Source organism: Streptomyces sp. bgisy159 (assembly GCF_057707805.1).
Map to the genome: position 1 here is coordinate 107033 of NZ_JBYIQX010000022.1, position 16937 is coordinate 123969.

The window sequence follows — 16937 nt, forward strand, 5'->3', positions numbered from 1 at the left end:
GGACGGTGATGGCGGGACGTGGTCAGTGGCCGCCGCTCGGCCGGTCGCAGCCGGTGTGGTCGGGGTAGCCGCCGAAGGCGTCGGTCCTCGTGGCCTCGCGGTTCATGGCGCCCTCCAGGCACATCCCGGAGTCGTCGATGAGGAAGCCGACGGCGGTCGGCCCGGAGGGGTACACCCGCAGTCCCGCGTCGTCGTAGCCGAGGCGGGTCAGCGCGGCCCGGGTGTGCGCCGGGTCGAAGTCGCCGCTCGTGCGCAGCGGTTCGAGGGCCTCCTCGATCCGGGCCGCCGCCGCGAGACCGGCACAGCGGGCCTGGCCGCGCAGGGGGAGGGGGTTCATGAAGCCGTGGTTCTCGGCGTAGTGGTCGCCGGGCGGGTGCATCGCCGGGTCCTCGACCGTGGCGGTCGGTGTCGGGGTCGGGGTCTCGCCGGGGCAGGTGACGTCCGCAGGGGCGCCGGACGCCGACGGCCGTGCGGAAACCGCCCCGCCGGGCGCTCGCGCGCCGGTGTCGTCGTCCGCCCGTTCCGCGCCGCACCCCGTCACCAGCAGGGCCAGCAGGGCCGGCGCCGCCACCGGCAGCAGGCCCCGTCGTACCGCGTTGATCATCGTCATCCTCCGATGGTCTCCCGGATGGTGCCGGCGGCACCATGAGCTGTCCTACTCAGATGCCCGCACGGCCTCGGCGGCCGGCGCCGCGGTCGGGAGCAGGGCCGACGGGTCACGGCGGACCGGGGCCAGCAGCAGCGGGGTGGCCAGCAGCAGCGCCCCCGACAGGGCGAGCGCGGCCCGCGGGCCCGTCAGACCGGCCAGCAGCCCCCACAGGGCCGTCAGCGCCGCGATCGCCGCCTTGCTGCTCACCGACCACGCCGCCAGCACGCGGGTGGTCCGGTCGGTCGGGGCCAGCTCCAGGCGGGCCGTCGCCAGCAGGGGGTTGTAGACGCCCATGCAGGTGATCAGCGCGAACTGCACGGCCATCACCAGCGCCAGGCCGCTCGCCCCCGGCCGCACCAGGACCAGCCCCAGCGACCAGCACGCCCGCAGGGTCCCCGCCGCCAGCAGCACCCGGCGCCGCCCGTACCGCTCGGGCAGCCGCCGGGCCAGCCGGGAGCCGAGCAGCCCGCCGGCGCACGGGAGGGCGAACGCGAGACCGTACTGCCAGGGCGAGAAGCCGAGCGGCCCGAGCATCAGCAGGGCCAGCGGTGGTGAGGCGGCCATGATCAGCCCGTTGACCAGTACACCGTTCAGGAACAGGGGCCGCAGCACCGGGTGGCTCAGCAGACACCGCCAACCCTCCAGCAGCTCTCCGCCGCCGATACGCTCCCGACGACCGGCCGCACGGTCCCCACGGTGGCCCTCGTGCCCGCTGCCCGCACCGACCTCGTACCCGCTGCCCGCGCGGCCCGCCTGCCCCTCGCCCTCACGCCCCCCGTGACCACCAGCCGTAGCCGCCTCTCCTCCCGCCCCGCGCACCATCGCTCGTTCCGCCCCGCCCCCGACCGCTCGTGCCGCCCCGCCCGCGACCGCCCGTTCCGCCCCGCCTCCGATCGCCCGCAGCCCCAGGGCGGACAGCAGATAGCTCACCGCGTTCGCCGTCACCGTCGTCACCGGGCCGAGCACGCCCATCGCGAAGCCGCCCAGCGGCGGGCCCAGCATGGTCGACGTCCAGGCGGTCGCCTCGAAGCGGGCGCCGGCGGCGAGCAGGTCCTCGCGGGGCAGCAGCGCCTTCAGGAACGCCCCGCTCGCCGCGCTGAAGGTGATGTCGGCGGACGCCACGACCACCGTCACCAGCAGCAGCTGGCCGAGCCCCAGCACACCGAGCGCGTAGGCCGCCGGGACGCTCAGCAGCGCCGCGCACCGCACCAGGTCCGCCGCGATCATCACCGGCCGCTTGCGGCGGAACTCCACCCACGGCGCGAGCGGCACCGCCGCCAGCGCCCCCACCGCGGGCCCGACGGCCGCCAGCGCGGCCAGCTGGGCCGGACCCACGTCCAGCACCAGTACCGCGATCAGCGGGAACGAGTCGAACGCCAGCCACGTCCCCACCGCGCTGACCGAGTACGCGCCCCACAGCCACCCGAAGTCACGCCCCAGCCCCCGCCGCCCGCCACGGCCTCCGCCACGTGCCGCCCGCCCCGTCACATCCAGCCACCTTCCCTCACGGACCGGGCGATCGTAGTGGCTGCCGCACGGGACCCCTCGCGCGTAGGCGAGAATGGGCCACATGAGTCTGTTCCGCGACGACGGCATCGTGCTGCGCACCCAGAAGCTGGGTGAGGCGGACCGGATCATCACGCTGCTCACCCGCGGCCACGGCCGGGTGCGCGCCGTGGCGCGGGGCGTGCGGCGCACCAAGTCCAAGTTCGGCGCCCGGCTGGAGCCCTTCTCCCACGTCGACGTGCAGTTCTTCGCGCGCGGCGGCGAGCTGGTGGGGCGCGGGCTGCCGCTGTGCACGCAGAGCGAGACGATCGCGCCGTACGGCGGAGGGATCGTGGCCGACTACGCCCGGTACACCGCCGGCACGGCCATGCTGGAGACCGCGGAGCGGTTCACCGACCACGAGGGCGAGCCCGCCGTCCAGCAGTACCTGCTGCTCGTCGGCGCGTTGCGCACCCTGGCCCGCGGCGAGCACGCCCCGCACCTCGTCCTGGACGCCTTCCTGCTGCGGTCGCTCGCCGTCAACGGGTACGCGCCCAGTTTCGACGACTGCGCGAAGTGCGGAATGCCCGGCCCGAACCGGTTCTTCTCCGTGGCCTCCGGCGGCTCGGTCTGCGCCGACTGCCGGGTGCCCGGGAGTGTCGTACCGTCGCCGCAGACCCTGGTCCTCCTGGGGGCGCTGCTCACGGGAGACTGGGAGACCGCGGACGCGTGCGAGCCGCGGTACGTGCGGGAGGGGAGCGGCCTGGTCTCCGCCTATCTGCACTGGCACCTGGAACGCGGACTGCGCTCGCTGCGGTACGTGGAGAAGTAGGTGCCGAGACCTGAGCCAGGATCTGGGCCGAAGCCGTAGGGCAAGACCGGAAGAGGAGACGAGAGCACCATGGTCGTACGCGGGTTTCTGGGGCGGCAGCGCCGGGAGTACAAGGCGCCGGAGCCGCACCCGTCGGGTGCCCGCGCGCCGAAGCTCCCCGGTGAGCTGGTCCCCAAGCACGTGGCCATCGTCATGGACGGGAACGGCCGCTGGGCCAAGGAGCGCGGGCTGCCGCGCACCGAGGGGCACAAGGTGGGTGCCGAGCGGGTCCTCGACGTCCTGCAGGGCGCGGTCGAGATCGGCGTCGGCGCCATCTCCCTCTACGCCTTCTCCACCGAGAACTGGAAGCGTTCGCCCGAAGAGGTGCGCTTCCTGATGAACTTCAACCGCGACTTCATCCGCAAGACCCGTGACCAGCTCGACGAACTCGGCATCCGGGTGCGCTGGGTGGGGCGGATGCCCAAGCTGTGGAAGTCCGTCGCCAAGGAGCTCCAGGTCGCCCAGGAGCAGACCAAGGACAACGACCGGCTCACCCTCTACTTCTGCATGAACTACGGCGGCCGTGCCGAGATCGCCGACGCGGCGAAGGCGCTCGCCGAGGACGTGAAGGCGGGCCGGCTCGACCCGGCGAAGGTCACCGAGAAGACCCTGCAGAAGTACATGTACTACCCGGACATGCCGGACGTCGACCTGTTCCTGCGGCCCAGCGGCGAGCAGCGCACCTCCAACTACCTGCTCTGGCAGAGCGCCTACGCCGAGATGGTGTTCCAGGACGTGCTGTGGCCGGACTTCGACCGCCGTGACCTGTGGCGGGCCTGCGTCGAGTTCGCCTCCCGCGACCGCCGCTTCGGCGGTGCCGTCCCCAACGAGGAACTGCTCGCCATGGAGGGGAAGCAGCCCTGAGCGAGCCGGTGGTGCGGGAACGCGATCCCGCGGACGCCGCAGCGGTGTCGTCTCCCGGGTTCCGCGGCTGCCTGGCGGTCGTGTCGCTGCTGTTCGCCGTGTGCCTGGCGCTGTTCAGCCACGCCGGCACCATCGAGATGGAGACCTTCCCCGGGCTGCGCGAGAACAGGGCGCCGGTCGTCGTCTGGATGCTGGTGCTCGCGGCGCCGGCCGGCGTGGCGGGGCTGGCGTGCGCGGGGTGGCGCAGTACGGCCGGACGGATCGGCATGGTGCTGCTCGTGGTGATCGTCGCCCTGCGGATGTGGACCCTCGCGCCGATGCTGCACTGCTGGTCGTACGACAGTGTCGGCCGCGAGGACGACGGCTCGTACTCCTGCTACAACCGGGACATGACCGCGGGCTGACCTCGCTCGACGACAGCGCGCCCCCCGACGACGGCACAGGGCGCCGCCCGGCGACGACACAGCGCGCCCCTCACCCGAGCGAGACGGGCGAGGGGCGCGCGACTTCCAGGCGGCTCTGCCGCCGGGGTCAGCAGCCGATCAGGCGCGAGGCCAGGTAGCCCTCGATCTGGTCCAGGGAGACCCGCTCCTGCTTCATGGTGTCGCGCTCGCGGACCGTCACCGCGTTGTCGTCCAGGGTGTCGAAGTCGACCGTCACGCAGTACGGCGTGCCGATCTCGTCCTGGCGGCGGTAGCGGCGGCCGATGGCGCCGGCGTCGTCGAACTCGATGTTCCAGTGCTGGCGCAGCGCCTGGGCGAGGCCCTTGGCCTTCGGGGAAAGCTCCGGGTTCCTCGACAGGGGGAGCACGGCGACCTTCACCGGGGCCAGGCGGTGGTCGAGGCGCAGCACCGTGCGCTTCTCCATCTTGCCCTTGGCGTTGGGCGCCTCGTCCTCGATGTAGGCGTCGAGCAGGAAGGCGAGCATGGCGCGGCCGACACCGGCCGCGGGCTCGATGACGTACGGTGTCCAGCGCTCCCCGGCCTCCTGGTCGAAGTAGGAGAGGTCCTGGCCGGAGGCCTTGGAGTGCGCGCCGAGGTCGTAGTCGGTGCGGTTGGCGACGCCCTCCAGCTCGCCCCACTCGCTGCCGCCGAACTGGAAGCGGTACTCGATGTCGGCGGTGCGCTTGGAGTAGTGGGAGAGCTTCTCCTTCGGGTGCTCGTACCACCGCATGTTCTCAGTGCGCAGGCCCAGGCCGGTGTACCAGTTCCAGCGCTGCTCCATCCAGTACTCCTGCCACTTCTCGTCCTCGCCCGGCTTGACGAAGAACTCCATCTCCATCTGCTCGAACTCGCGGGTGCGGAAGATGAAGTTGCCCGGCGTGATCTCGTTGCGGAACGACTTGCCCATCTGGGCGATGCCGAACGGCGGCTTGCGACGCGAAGTGGTCTGCACCTGGGCGAAGTTGGTGAAGATGCCCTGGGCGGTCTCGGGACGCAGGTAGGCGATGGAGCCGGTGTCCTGGGTCGGGCCGAGGTGCGTCGACAGCAGGCCGGAGAACTGCTTGGGCTCGGTGAACTGGCCCTTGTTGCCGCAGTTGGGGCAGTTGACGTCGGCGAGGCCGTTCTCCGGGGCGCGGCCCTTCTTCTCCTCGTACGCCTCCTCCAGGTGGTCCGCGCGGAACCGCTTGTGGCAGGAGGTGCACTCGGTCAGCGGGTCGGTGAAGGTGGCGACGTGACCGGAGGCGACCCACACCTCGGAGGCCAGGATGACGGACGAGTCGATACCGACCACGTCCTCGCGCGACGTCACCATGTAACGCCACCACTGGCGCTTGATGTTCTCCTTGAGCTCGACACCCAGCGGCCCGTAGTCCCAGGCGGCGCGCTGGCCGCCGTAGATCTCACTGCAGGGGAAAACGAAGCCACGGCGCTTGCTCAGGCTGACGATGGTGTCGATCTTGTCGGCGGCCACGGTGCTCTCTTCATTACGACGACGGGCGACGAAGCGAGATGCGCTTCACAGCGAATGCTTCAGGGTACCGGCGGGGGCTCCCCCTCAACCAAATCGGTCCCCGGATACCGCATTGTTGACAACGGTTTCCATCTTTGTTGAAAATGACTGTCATGAACGCACGACGACACCTCATACCCGTGGCGGCGACCCTGGCCACCGTCCTCGGCGCCACGACCCTCACCGCCTGCTCCACCGAGAGCGCCGCCGCGGGCGACACGGGCAAGTTCGACGTCGTCGCGTCGTTCTACCCCATGGCCTTCCTCGCCGAGCGGATCGGCGGCGACCACGTGCATGTCACCAGCCTCACCGAGCCCGGCACCGAACCGCACGACCTGGACGTCAGCGCCCGGCAGCGGGCCCAGCTGGAGGAGGCCGACGCGGCCCTCTACCTCGCGGGCCTCCAGCCGGCCGTCGACGACGCGGTGCGGCAGGCCGGCACCCCCACGAAGATCGACGCGGCGAAGCTCACCACTCTCGAGGACCTCGGCACCGGGGACGGGCACGACCACGGCGGCGGGGAGTCCGAGGGCGGCGACGAGCACGCCCGCGACCCGCACCTCTGGCTCGACCCGGTGAAGTACGCCGAGGTCGCCGAAGGCGTCGGCAAGGCCTTCGAGAAGGCCGACCCCGACCACGCCGCCGACTACCGGAAGAACACCGAGACCCTGGTCAAGCAGCTCGGCGACCTCGACACCCGGTTCGCCGACGGCCTGCGGAACACCAGGACCAAGGTCTTCTTCACCAGCCACGCCGCCTTCGGCTACCTCGCCGAACGCTACGGTCTGACCCAGGAGGCCATCTCCGGCCTCGACCCGGAGAGCGAGCCCAGCCCCGCCCGGATCCGCGAACTGCAGGGCGAGGCCAGGGCAGACGGCGTCACCACCGTCTTCTACGAGACACTGGTGTCCGGCAAGACCGCCAAGACCCTCGCCAAGGACGCGGGCCTGAAGACCGACGTCCTCGACCCGGTCGAGGGCATCACCGAGAAGTCCCGGGGCCAGGACTACTTCGCGGTCATGGACGCCAACCTCACGGCCCTGAAATCGGCCCTGGGAGCCAAGTGACCACTTCAATGGAGGGCGGCATGACCGAGCCCGTCATATCCCTGCGCGGCGTCCGCGCGGAACTGGGCGCGCGCCCCGTCCTGCGCGGCATCGACCTCACCGTGCACCGCGGAGAGGTCGTCGCGCTGCTCGGCGCCAACGGCTCCGGCAAGTCGACGGCCGTGCGCAGCGTCATCGGCCAGGTCCCGGTCACCGCCGGGCGGATCGAGTTGTTCGGCACCGAGCGGCACCGCTTCCGCGACTGGGCACGCGTCGGCTACGTCCCGCAGCGCACCACCGCCGCGGGCGGGGTCCCCGCCTCGGTCGCCGAGATCGTCTCCTCGGGCCGGCTCTCCCGCACCCGCTTCGGCCTCTTCCGCAGGACCGACCAGGAGGCCGTACGCCGCGCCCTGGACCTGGTCGGCATGGCCGACCGGGCCAAGGACTCCGTCAACGCCCTCTCCGGCGGCCAGCACCAGCGCGTGCTCATCGCCCGCGCCCTCGCCGCCGCACCCGAACTGCTGATCATGGACGAGCCTATGGCCGGCGTCGACCTGGCCAGTCAGGAGGTCCTCGCCCGCACGCTGCGCGAACAGGTCTCCCGGGGCGCGACCGTCCTGCTGGTGCTGCACGAACTCGGCCCGCTGGAGCCCCTGATCGACCGCGCGGTCGTCCTGCGCGACGGCTGTGTGACCCACGACGGACCGCCCCCGCAGGCCGTCGGCCAGCACGCCCTGCCCGGCCACGACCACGTCCACCCGCACGCGCCGGCGGGCACCGAACCGATCCGCACGGGACTGCTGAGCTGATGGAATTCCTCGACTACCCCTTCATGCAGCGGGCGCTGCTCGCCGCCGTGCTGGTCGGCGTCACCGCCCCCGCCATCGGCATCTACCTGGTCCAGCGCCGCCAGGCCCTGATGGGCGACGGAATCGGCCACGTCGCCATGACCGGCGTCGGCCTCGGCTTCCTGCTCTCCTGGTCACCGGTGTGGATGGCCACCCTGGTCTCCGTCTGCGGCGCGGTCCTCATGGAGCTGATCCGCTGGTACGGCAGGACCCGCGGCGACATCGCCCTCGCCATGCTCTTCTACGGCGGCATGGCGGGCGGCGTGATGTTCACCAACCTCGCGCCGGGCGGCTCCAACGCCAACCTGACGTCGTACCTGTTCGGATCCCTGTCCACGGTCTCCGAGTCGGACGTCACGGCGATCTGCCTGCTCGCCGGTTTCGTCGTGGTGGTCACCCTCTGCCTGCGCCGGCAGCTCTTCGCGGTCAGCCAGGACGAGGAGTTCGCCCGGGTCACCGGCCTGCCGGTGCGCGCCCTGAACCTGCTGGTCGCGGTCACGGCCGCCGTGACGGTCACCGTCGCGATGCGCGTGGTCGGACTGCTGCTGGTGTCGGCGCTGATGGTGGTCCCGGTGGCCGCCGCGCAGCAGCTCAGCCGCAGCTTCGCCGCCACCTTCGCCATCGCCGTCGCGATCGGCGTGAGCGTGACCCTCGGCGGCACCGTCACCTCCTACTACCAGGACGTCCCGCCCGGTGCGACGATCGTGCTGCTGACCATCGGAGCCTTCGTCGCGCTGACCGCGCTGGCCGCCCCGCTGGCCCGGCGCCGCGCCCGGGCACTCGCCGCCGAGCGGCCCGAACCGGACCCCATGGAGTGCGCGATTCCGGCCACGCGCGAGGCCGGGGACGGGATCGGCGTCTGACCGCGCCCGGTCCGGGCTGGCACAATGGCCCGGCAGGCGCTGACGCGCGAGCCATCAAGGAGGACAACCGGTGACCACCGCTGGACCGCCCGTGAAGGGCCGCGCCACCCGGCAGCGCGCCGCCGTGGCGGCGGCGCTCGACGAGGTCGAGGAGTTCCGCAGCGCGCAGGAACTCCACGACATGCTCAAGCACAAGGGCGACTCGGTCGGTCTGACCACGGTGTACCGCACCCTGCAGTCCCTCGCCGACGCCGGCGAGGTCGACGTCCTGCGCACCTCCGACGGCGAGTCCGTCTACCGCCGCTGTTCCACCGGCGAACACCACCACCACCTCGTCTGCCGCTCCTGCGGCAGGGCGGTCGAGGTCGAGGGCCCGGCCGTCGAGAAGTGGGCGGAGGCCATCGCCGCGGAGCACGGGTACGTCAACGTGGCGCACACCGTGGAGATCTTCGGTACGTGCGCGGAGTGCGCCGCCGCCGCGGGCTGAACGCGCGCCGACAGCAGAGCGGGCCGCCCCCCGGGAGGGAGCGGCCCGCTGCGTCGTCCGTGCCGGTGAGGCGGGCGACCGGAGCCTCAGGCGGATCAGATCGCCAGGCGGGTCAGGCCGCCAAGCGGATCACCGGGTGGATCACCAGACGGATCAGAACATCACGCGGTAGGTGTTCCAGCCGCCGGTGCCGATCTGCACGCGGGGCTTGTACGGGGCGGCGGCCGAGCCGGTGCCCTTGTACAGCCACAGCGCGCCGGCCGTGTCCCGCGCGACCAGGTCGGTGGTGCCGTCGAGGTCGATGTCACCGACGGAGATCAGGTAGTTGAACATGTTCCAGCCGGCGCCGATCTTCGTGCGCGGCTTGAACGGCGCCTTGTAGCTGCCGGTGCCCTGGTAGAGCCACAGCACGCCGTACTTGTCGCGGGCGACGATGTCGTCGTGGCCGTCGTTGGTCAGGTCGCCCTTGCCGGTGATCTGGGTGTAGGCGTTCCAGCCGGCGCCGATCTTGATGCGCGAGGTCACCCGGCCGTCGCCGTAGCCGAGGTACAGCCACAGCACACCGCTCTTGTCCCGGGCGAGCAGGTCGTCCGCGGCGGCGCCGCCGACGTCACCGGCGGAGAAGAGCTTGTCGTAGATGTCGTAGCCCCAGCCGACCTTGACGTGGGTGAGGTCCACGTCCCGGTAGCTGTACAGGTCGCCGTAGGTGACGTGCCAGAGGCCGTCCGCCCAGCCGTCGTTGTCGTGGTCGGCCTGGGTGAGGATGGGGGTGTCCTGCCAGCCCTTGCCGGCGTATTCCCGGGCCTCCAGTCCACCCGTGCCGTTGGGCACATAGGCGTACAGGTCACCGTTGTTGTCCACGCCGTAAAGGGCGTTGATCTGTGCGTCCTCGGCCGCGGTGCCTGCCGTCGAACCGGTGAACGTGCTCTTGTGCGATGCAGACGCCGAGGGCTTCAGGGGCTTGAAGGTGGGCCCGCTGTCGTCGGCGGCGAAGGCGCTGGTGCCGGTCGCCGCGAGAGCGGCGGTGAGCGCCGCAGCCGTGACGCGCGCCAGGGTCTGACGCACGCGCGTGCCGGAGCTTTTGGCCACGTGGGTCTCCAGAGTCATGAGGAACGGATCCGCGGCCGGGAGGCGACCGGCAAGATCCACTGATGCCCCATCATCCCTGCACGTGTCCTTTACATGTCAATTGGATTTATGTTCGGTATAGAAAGCGGTGCAGAAGCGGGACGAAGGTGCAACGGAGGTGCGTACAACCTTTTGGGCTGCCGGGTGTCGGTGGTAGGGCGGCAGGCGGTCGGACAAGTATTGAATGACAGATATTGAAATCTGTCATTCGTCGTGCGAGGCTGGGTGCCATGACGACGACGCACACTCCCCGCACCCTCGGCACCACCGGCCCCGACGTCTTCCCCCTCGGTCTCGGCTGCATGGGCATGTCCGGCATGTACGGTGCCGCGGACCGCGCCGAGTCGCTCGCCACGGTGCACGCCGCCCTGGAGGCGGGCGTGACCCTGCTGGACACCGGCGACTTCTACGGCATGGGCCACAACGAACTCCTGATCGCCGAGGCACTGCGCACCGCACCCCCGGCCCTCCGTGAGAACGCCCTGCTCAGCGTGAAGTTCGGGGCGTTGCGCGGCCCGGACGGCAGCTGGCTCGGCTTCGACGGCCGGCCCGCCTCGGTGAAGACCTTCGCCGCCTACTCGCTGCAGCGCCTCGGCGTCGACCACATCGACGTCTACCGGCCCTCCCGCCTCGACCCGCAGGTGCCGATCGAGGAGACGGTCGGCGCCGTCGCGGAACTGGTCGAACAGGGTTACGTACGGCACATCGGCCTGAGCGAGGTCGGAGCCGACACCATCCGCCGGGCCGCCGCCACCGCCCCGATCGCCGACCTGCAGATCGAGTACGCGCTCATCTCGCGCGGCATCGAGCGGGAGATCCTGCCGGCCGTCCGTGAACTGGGCATCGGCATCACTGCGTACGGCGTCCTCTCGCGCGGGCTGATCTCCGGGCACTACACGCCGGACCGGCGGTTCGCGGCCGACGACTGGCGCGCCCACACCCCCCGCTTCCAGGGCGACAACTACCGGCACAACCTCGGCCTGGTGGAGTCCCTGCGGAAGATCGCCGAGGAGAAGGGCGCGACGGTCGCGCAGATCGCCATCGCCTGGGTGCTCTCCCGGGGCCCGCGGTACGACACGGCCATCGTGCCGCTCGTCGGCGCGCGCACCCGTGAGCGCCTCGCCGAGTCGCTGGGTGCCCTGGACGTGACCCTGGACGCGGCGGACCTCGCCGCCATCGAGGGCGCCGTGCCGGCCGACGCCGCCGCGGGCACCCGCTATGCCGCGGCGCAGATGGCGATGCTCGACAGCGAACGCTGACATCCGGCCGGGTACCGTCTAGGTATGGCAGCGACCACCGAGACCCTGACCGCCGAGCGCATCCTCGAAGCGACCGAGGAGGTGCTGCGCCGCCACGGCCCGGCGAAGGCGACCGTGGTCGACGTGGCCCGCGCGCTCGGCGTCAGCCACGGCAGCGTCTACCGCCACTTCCGTACGAAGGCGGCGCTGCGCGAGGCGGTGTCCAAGCGCTGGCTGGACCGTACGACGGAGCGCCTGGCGGCGGTCGCCGCCGACGACGACGTGGACCCCGCGACCCGGCTGCGGAACTGGCTGGCGACGCTGTTCGAGGCCAAGCGGCACAAGGCGGGCGACGACCCGGAGCTGTTCGCCACCTACATGGTCCTCGTCGAGGAGAACGGCCTCGCGGTCGGCGACCACGTCGCCGACCTGACCGGCCAGCTCGCCGACATCATCCGGGCCGGCAACGCCGACGGCACCTTCGCCGCCCCGGACCCGGCCGTCTCGGCCCGCGCCCTCTTCCAGGCCACCGGCCGCTTCCACGACCCGTGCTACGCCCGCGAGTGGCAACTCCCCGGCGTCGAAGCGGAGTTCGACGCTCTCGTGGACCTGGTGATCCGGGGGCTGCGCGCCGCCCGGTAGGGCTGGAGGAGGCTCCGGGATCGCGGGCCCGCCCCGGCTCTCAGGCGTCCGGCCCCTGTTCCAGCCTGTCGTTCACGTCGTCCCAGCAGATCGCCTCCCAGCGCTGCGTCAGGTCCCCGACGAGCGCGAAGGCTTCGGCGCGGTCGCTGTCGGGCAACGTGATCAGACGGACGTGTCTGGCGCGGCGCGCCCGTGCTGCCGTGCCGGTGCGGTGGAGCCGTCCGGCTGACGCGCTCGTTGCCGGAACGGACAACCCTCCGCGCCGGTGGGCGGTACGGGATGCACGGAACCCCATGATGTCCCCGGCCCGGGAGGGGGCCAGCCACCACGGGCCGGCGCCCGCACCGGCGCTCTCGCCGGCCACCGCACGGCCGGGCTCCCCGGAGGCGGTTCCCGCCCAGGGCCGCAGCCCGAGGACGTCGAGCGGGGCGTTGCCGTGCACGCCGTACACCGGCGGGAGTGATCCGGCAGGCGGACAGCCCCTCTGTTCCCTGACCGGCTGCGGTCGTGACAACCGCAGCCGTTATCAAGCCAGTTGATGGCTGGAAATGATCCATTGTCACCGGTCGGGCGGTAGGGTCGTGGCAAAAACCGACCGTGCCGAGCCCGCGGATGAGCGGGCTTTTTCTGTGGTCGATCGACCTTGGGGGAGTAGAGCGTTGAATGCCAGGTTGCGGACCGTGCCGGGATGGCGCGGATTCGCGGCGATACTGACGGCCCTGGTGATGGTCCTGGGCGTCGACCTGCGGCCGGCGGCGGCCGAGGGCGAGACATGGGTCTACTACAGATCCGACGTACTGGAGGCGTGGGAGTACGGGGGCCCGGGCGTACGGGGGGCCGCCGCGGCGGCACTGACCGGCTCGGACGCGGACATCCAGGCCTTCATGAGCACCGACCTGCCGAAGCTGGAGGTGGACGACCTGCGGGTGCAGGTCGCCCAGCTCATGGCCATCGGCGGACCGGCTGTCCGGAAGGCCGCCGACACCGCCCTCGGCGGCGGCGAGGAGGAACTGCGGACGTTCCTCGACGACACCTTCGCCCCGGCCTACGAGGAGGACCTGCGCGTCCAGGCCGGCCAGCTCATGGCCTTCGGCGGTCCGGGCGTGAAGCGCGCGGGCAGCGCCGCGCTGGACGGCACGACGGACGACGTGATCACGTTCCTGCGCGACGGCCAGTACCGGGCCCGTGAGGACGACAACCGGGTCCGCGTCCTGCAGCTGATGTACTCCGGCGGCCCGAACGTGCGCAAGCTCGCCGAGCAGGCCATGAACGGCACGGCCGAGGACGTCCAGGAGTTCCTCGACGACGGCTGGCAGGTGGCGGCGGCCCGCGACCAGGAGCTGCTCACCGTCACCCAGCTGGCCGCACTCGCCGACGCCGCGCAGAAGCAGGCGCGTCAGCTGACCGAGACCGCCAAGGAGGAGGCCGCCAAGGCCCAGCAGGCCACCGAGGCCGCCAAGGCGGCGGCCCAGGTCGCGGCCCAGGAGGCCCTGGCGGCCAAGGACTCGGCCGGCAAGGCCGCGGCGGCCGCGTCCCGCGCCGCTGCCGCCGCCGACCGGGCGGCCCAGTCGGCCCGCACGGCGGTGGCGGCGGCCGCCGCGGCCAACGCCACCGCACGGGTGGCCGCGACCGCCGCCGCGCAGGCCGCCTATGCCGCCAGCCGCGCCGGTGGCGCCGCCTCCTCGGCCAGGTCCGCCGCCGCTGCCGCGGCCGGTGACGCCACCCGGGCCAAGCAGGCCCGCGAGGCCGCGCAGAAGGCCCGCGACGCCGCCGACGGGGCGGAGAAGGCGGCCGACGCCGCCGACCAGGCGGGCATCGCCGCCGACAACGCCGCGAAGGCGGCATCCGCCGCGGCCAGTGCCGGTGCCAACGCCGCCGCTGCCGCGGCCGCCGCCGCCGACGCGGGCCGCTGGGCCGGTGAGGCGGGCGCCAAGAGCGACGAGGCCGTCGCCGCTGCGGCCCGCGCCAAGCGGCTGGCCGGCCAGGCCACGCGCGCGGCCAACGCCGCGCAGGTGAACGCCAACCAGGCCGCCACGGCCGCCCGGCAGTCGCGCGACGCGGCCAACAGCGCCGCCGTGCACGCCAGGGCCGCGGCGGCCGCCGCCGACAAGGCGGCGGACGAGGCCGGCAAGGCCGTCGACGCCGCCGCCGCCTCCACCGAGGCGGCGAACGCGGCGAGCACGGCGGCGGACAAGGCGACGGCAGCGGCCGACCAGGCCGCGACCGTCGTCCAGTTGGCCCGCAAGGCCGACGCGGAGCGGCTCGCCCAGCAGCAGGACGAGGCGGTGCTCGCGGCCGAGGAGGCCGCCAGGGCCTACGACGCCCGCGTCGCCGCCGCCGAGTACGAGTTCGGCCGTCGCCAGCAACTCGACACCGAGACGCAGCAGTTGCTGCAGGAGGCCGAGGCCGCCACCGACCCCGCGGTCACGGCCGCCAAGGGCCGGCAGGCCGCCGTCAACCTGCTGGACACCGCCGGGACCTGGGTGAAGGACGCCGCGGAGATCGCCCTGTCGGGCACCGACGCGGACGTCGCCGAATTCGTGAGCACCACCCTTGCCGTGGCCATGGAGCAGGACGACCGGGCCGGCGTGGCGCACATCGCGCAGACCACCGCGATCCCCGCGCAGCGGCAGGCCGCCCTGGAGGTCCTGGACCAGCCGATCGCCCAGGTGCGCGAGTGGCTGCGTACCCGCGCCTACCCGGGCAAGGAGGACGACGACCGCGTCGCCGTGGCGAAGATCGCCGCCGAGGGCGGTCCGGGCGTACGGGCCGCCGCGAGCAAGGCACTCGACGGCACCGCCGACGACGTGGCCCACTTCCTGGAGGTCGGCCGCTACGAGGCGCAGCAGGACGACGACCGGGTCGCCGTCACCCAGGCCCTCGCCACCGGCGGCCCCGAGGTCCAGGCCGCCGCGCAGGCCGCACTGTCCGGCCCGCCGACCGCGCTGCGCCCCTTCCTGGAGGTCGGCCTGTACAAGGCGCGCCAGCGCGACGCGAACGCGGCCGCCCACATCGCCGAGGTCAGCGTCCTGCTCCAGGCTGCCTACACCTCGGCGTCGCTCGCCCAGAAGGACGCCGCCGAAGCGCAGAAAGTGGCCGCGAACGCGCGCAAGGACGCCGAGAACGCAGTCCTGTGGGCGGAAAGGGCCGACGCGTCGGCCAAGGAGGCGGACACCTACGCCCGGCAGGCCGACGCCTCGGCGGACCAGGCGGCCCAGGACGCGGCCCGCGCCGCCGACTCGGCGAAGACGGCCAGGAAGGCGGCCGCCTCGGCCCAGCAGGCGGCCCAGTCGGCGGCCCGCTCGGCGGCGAGCGCCCAGCACTCCGCCACGGTCGCCTCCGGCTACTCCGCGCAGGCCGGCACGTCGGCCTACCAGGCGCGGCTCTCAGCGCAGCAGGCGGGCAAGGACTCCGCCGCGGCGGCCAGGGCGTCGTCGGAGGCCCTGAAGATCGCCGCCGACAAGCTGGTCGAGGAACTCAAGGCGCAGATCCAGCAGGAGACCCCCGACCCCAGCAAGCCGCTGTCCGACAAGGAACTGCGCAGGGCCCTGGAGAAGCGGCTGGTCTCCTACCGGCACGACGCCCTGGCGAACGGTGACCTCAAGCCCGGCGAGACGCTGCTGGTCTGCGGGGCGGACGGCGCCGGCGGCATGGGGTGCATCACCACCACGTACCTCGACCGCCTGATCGCCTGGTACGTGGGTGCCGAGGAGATCGAGAAGTGCCTCACCAAGCCGGACGGGTCCTGCTTCGAGGGGCTGGCGCTGCACGCCCTGCGGCTGAAGGTGCTCCGCAAGACCCCGTGCAACAGCTTCGTGCCGGGCACGCGCGTCCTCATGGCGGACCGCACCACCCGGCCGATCGAAGAGGTGCGCGTCGGGGACCGGGTCCTCGCCACCGATCCGCTGTCCGGCCGTACGGCGGCCGAGCCGGTGGTGAACACCATCGTCGGGGAGGGCACGAAGAGCCTCGTCGGCGTCGGCGTCCACGGGTCGGGCGACCGGTCCGGCGGGACGGTGGTCGCCACCGCGGGGCATCCGTTCCGGGTTGGCGACGGCGCGGTCGACGCAGCCTGGGTCGACGCCGGTGACCTGCGGCCCGGCATGCGGCTGCGCACGGACACGGGCGAGCACACGGACGTCACGGGGACCGAGGCGTGGACCGCCGCCGAGCAGCGGGTCCACAACCTGACGGTCGACGAACTCCACACCTACTATGTGCTCGCCGGGAACACCCCGGTCCTGGTGCACAACGCCGGCAAGGGATTCTGCGGCGAGGACGCCAAGGCACTGGAGGACTGGGACAAGGCGACGTTCGGCAGCCTCGAGGAGACCGCCAAGTACCACCTCGACAAGCACGGCAAGGGCCGGACCCTCGCCGAGTACACCAAGGAGGCGAAGGACCTCTGGAACAAGACCAAGCCGGAGGACCGCGTCCCCTGGAAGCTCAACAACGGCGAGATGGGATGGAAGATCAGGGGTGGCCTGTTCGGCGGCGAAGGCATCTACACCAAGGACGGAAAGATCGTGACCTGGCATGACTGAGTCGGCCGAGTTCCGCGAGGCCTTCGTGGCGTTCCGGGCGATGCCCTACCCGGACTACCCGGCCCTGGAGGAGCTCCGCGACTGGAACTCCGTGCTCCTGGACCTGGACGGTCACATCGCCGGGTACGCCACCCAGGTGTACGACGGACGCCTGGAAGCCGCACGCGTGCCGGAGACCGACGCCCTGGTGCGCAAGCTGGGCTCCCTGCGCCGGGACCTGGAGGAGATCCGGCCCCGGCAGGACGAGGACGCCGCCCTTCTGGACGAGTACCGCCGCTACACGGCGGCACTGGACCGGCTGGTGCGGGCCTTGGCGTCA

The 16937-nt window shown here is 72.3% G+C and carries 16 protein-coding genes; 11 read left to right on the top strand and 5 right to left on the bottom strand.

Annotation, left to right across the window (positions count from 1 at the left end; genetic code table 11):
• Nucleotides 1–22 precede the first annotated feature (22 nt).
• Together AC3ET3_RS21725 and AC3ET3_RS21730 are read right to left on the bottom strand one after the other, a co-directional pair.
• Complete coding sequence (locus tag AC3ET3_RS21725; RefSeq protein WP_432137508.1) at nt 23–610, bottom strand: hypothetical protein; 588 nt, start codon at nt 608–610, stop codon at nt 23–25.
• A gap of 45 nt (nt 611–655) precedes the next feature.
• Entirely contained in the window at nt 656–2137 is a 1482-nt protein-coding gene (locus AC3ET3_RS21730) for an MFS transporter (protein ID WP_435612681.1), read from the bottom strand.
• Nucleotides 2138–2219: 82 nt separating this feature from the next.
• On the opposite strand from AC3ET3_RS21730, the gene recO reads away from it, so the two are divergent.
• The 3 genes from recO to AC3ET3_RS21745 all read left to right on the top strand — a co-directional run bounded on the left by recO (nt 2220) and on the right by AC3ET3_RS21745 (nt 4273).
• Nucleotides 2220–2966 (top strand): DNA repair protein RecO, encoded by a 747-nt coding sequence (recO, locus tag AC3ET3_RS21735; RefSeq protein WP_432137510.1) that lies wholly within the window; start codon nt 2220–2222, stop codon nt 2964–2966.
• Between the two features lie 69 nt (nt 2967–3035).
• On the top strand, nt 3036–3869 hold the full coding sequence (locus AC3ET3_RS21740) for an isoprenyl transferase (protein ID WP_432137511.1): 834 nt from the start codon (nt 3036–3038) through the stop codon (nt 3867–3869).
• Nucleotides 3870–3913: 44 nt separating this feature from the next.
• A complete protein-coding gene (locus tag AC3ET3_RS21745) occupies nt 3914–4273 on the top strand; it encodes a hypothetical protein (protein ID WP_432137512.1) in 360 nt (119 codons plus the stop codon).
• 127 nt (nt 4274–4400) lie between these two features.
• On the opposite strand, the gene AC3ET3_RS21750 is transcribed toward AC3ET3_RS21745, so the two are convergent.
• On the bottom strand, nt 4401–5783 hold the full coding sequence (locus AC3ET3_RS21750; RefSeq protein ID WP_432137513.1) for a glycine--tRNA ligase: 1383 nt from the start codon (nt 5781–5783) through the stop codon (nt 4401–4403).
• Nucleotides 5784–5935: 152 nt separating this feature from the next.
• Between AC3ET3_RS21750 and AC3ET3_RS21755 the strand changes: the two genes are divergently transcribed.
• The 4 genes from AC3ET3_RS21755 to AC3ET3_RS21770 all read left to right on the top strand — a co-directional run bounded on the left by AC3ET3_RS21755 (nt 5936) and on the right by AC3ET3_RS21770 (nt 9066).
• A complete protein-coding gene (locus AC3ET3_RS21755; protein WP_435612682.1) occupies nt 5936–6889 on the top strand; it encodes a metal ABC transporter substrate-binding protein in 954 nt (317 codons plus the stop codon).
• A gap of 20 nt (nt 6890–6909) precedes the next feature.
• Complete coding sequence (locus AC3ET3_RS21760) at nt 6910–7677, top strand: metal ABC transporter ATP-binding protein (protein WP_435612683.1); 768 nt, start codon at nt 6910–6912, stop codon at nt 7675–7677.
• Nucleotides 7677–8579: a metal ABC transporter permease gene (locus AC3ET3_RS21765; protein WP_435612684.1), complete on the top strand. Its 903-nt coding sequence runs from the start codon at nt 7677–7679 to the stop codon at nt 8577–8579. The genes AC3ET3_RS21760 and AC3ET3_RS21765 overlap by 1 nt, the downstream gene beginning before the upstream one ends.
• A 70-nt stretch (nt 8580–8649) precedes the next feature.
• Nucleotides 8650–9066 (top strand): Fur family transcriptional regulator, encoded by a 417-nt coding sequence (locus AC3ET3_RS21770; RefSeq protein ID WP_432137517.1) that lies wholly within the window; start codon nt 8650–8652, stop codon nt 9064–9066.
• Nucleotides 9067–9219: 153 nt separating this feature from the next.
• On the opposite strand, the gene AC3ET3_RS21775 is transcribed toward AC3ET3_RS21770, so the two are convergent.
• The gene (locus tag AC3ET3_RS21775) at nt 9220–10173 is read right to left on the bottom strand and encodes an FG-GAP repeat domain-containing protein (RefSeq protein WP_432157122.1); all 954 of its coding nucleotides are present in this window, start codon (nt 10171–10173) and stop codon (nt 9220–9222) included.
• 251 nt (nt 10174–10424) lie between these two features.
• On the opposite strand from AC3ET3_RS21775, the gene AC3ET3_RS21780 reads away from it, so the two are divergent.
• Both AC3ET3_RS21780 and AC3ET3_RS21785 read left to right on the top strand, forming a co-directional pair.
• Nucleotides 10425–11453, top strand: coding sequence for an aldo/keto reductase (locus AC3ET3_RS21780; RefSeq protein ID WP_435612685.1), 1029 nt, complete (start codon nt 10425–10427; stop codon nt 11451–11453).
• A 24-nt stretch (nt 11454–11477) separates the two neighbouring features.
• On the top strand, nt 11478–12074 hold the full coding sequence (locus AC3ET3_RS21785; protein WP_432137520.1) for a TetR/AcrR family transcriptional regulator: 597 nt from the start codon (nt 11478–11480) through the stop codon (nt 12072–12074).
• Between the two features lie 40 nt (nt 12075–12114).
• Here AC3ET3_RS21785 and AC3ET3_RS21790 read toward each other — a convergent pair whose 3' ends face one another.
• Nucleotides 12115–12525 (bottom strand): hypothetical protein, encoded by a 411-nt coding sequence (locus tag AC3ET3_RS21790; RefSeq protein WP_435612686.1) that lies wholly within the window; start codon nt 12523–12525, stop codon nt 12115–12117.
• Between the two features lie 229 nt (nt 12526–12754).
• Here AC3ET3_RS21790 and AC3ET3_RS21795 point away from each other — a divergent pair, with 229 nt between their 5' ends.
• A complete protein-coding gene (locus tag AC3ET3_RS21795) occupies nt 12755–16618 on the top strand; it encodes a polymorphic toxin-type HINT domain-containing protein (RefSeq protein WP_435612687.1) in 3864 nt (1287 codons plus the stop codon).
• The coding region (locus AC3ET3_RS21800) for a hypothetical protein (protein ID WP_435612688.1) at nt 16611–16937 on the top strand (327 nt) is incomplete at its 3' end. The genes AC3ET3_RS21795 and AC3ET3_RS21800, both read left to right, overlap by 8 nt.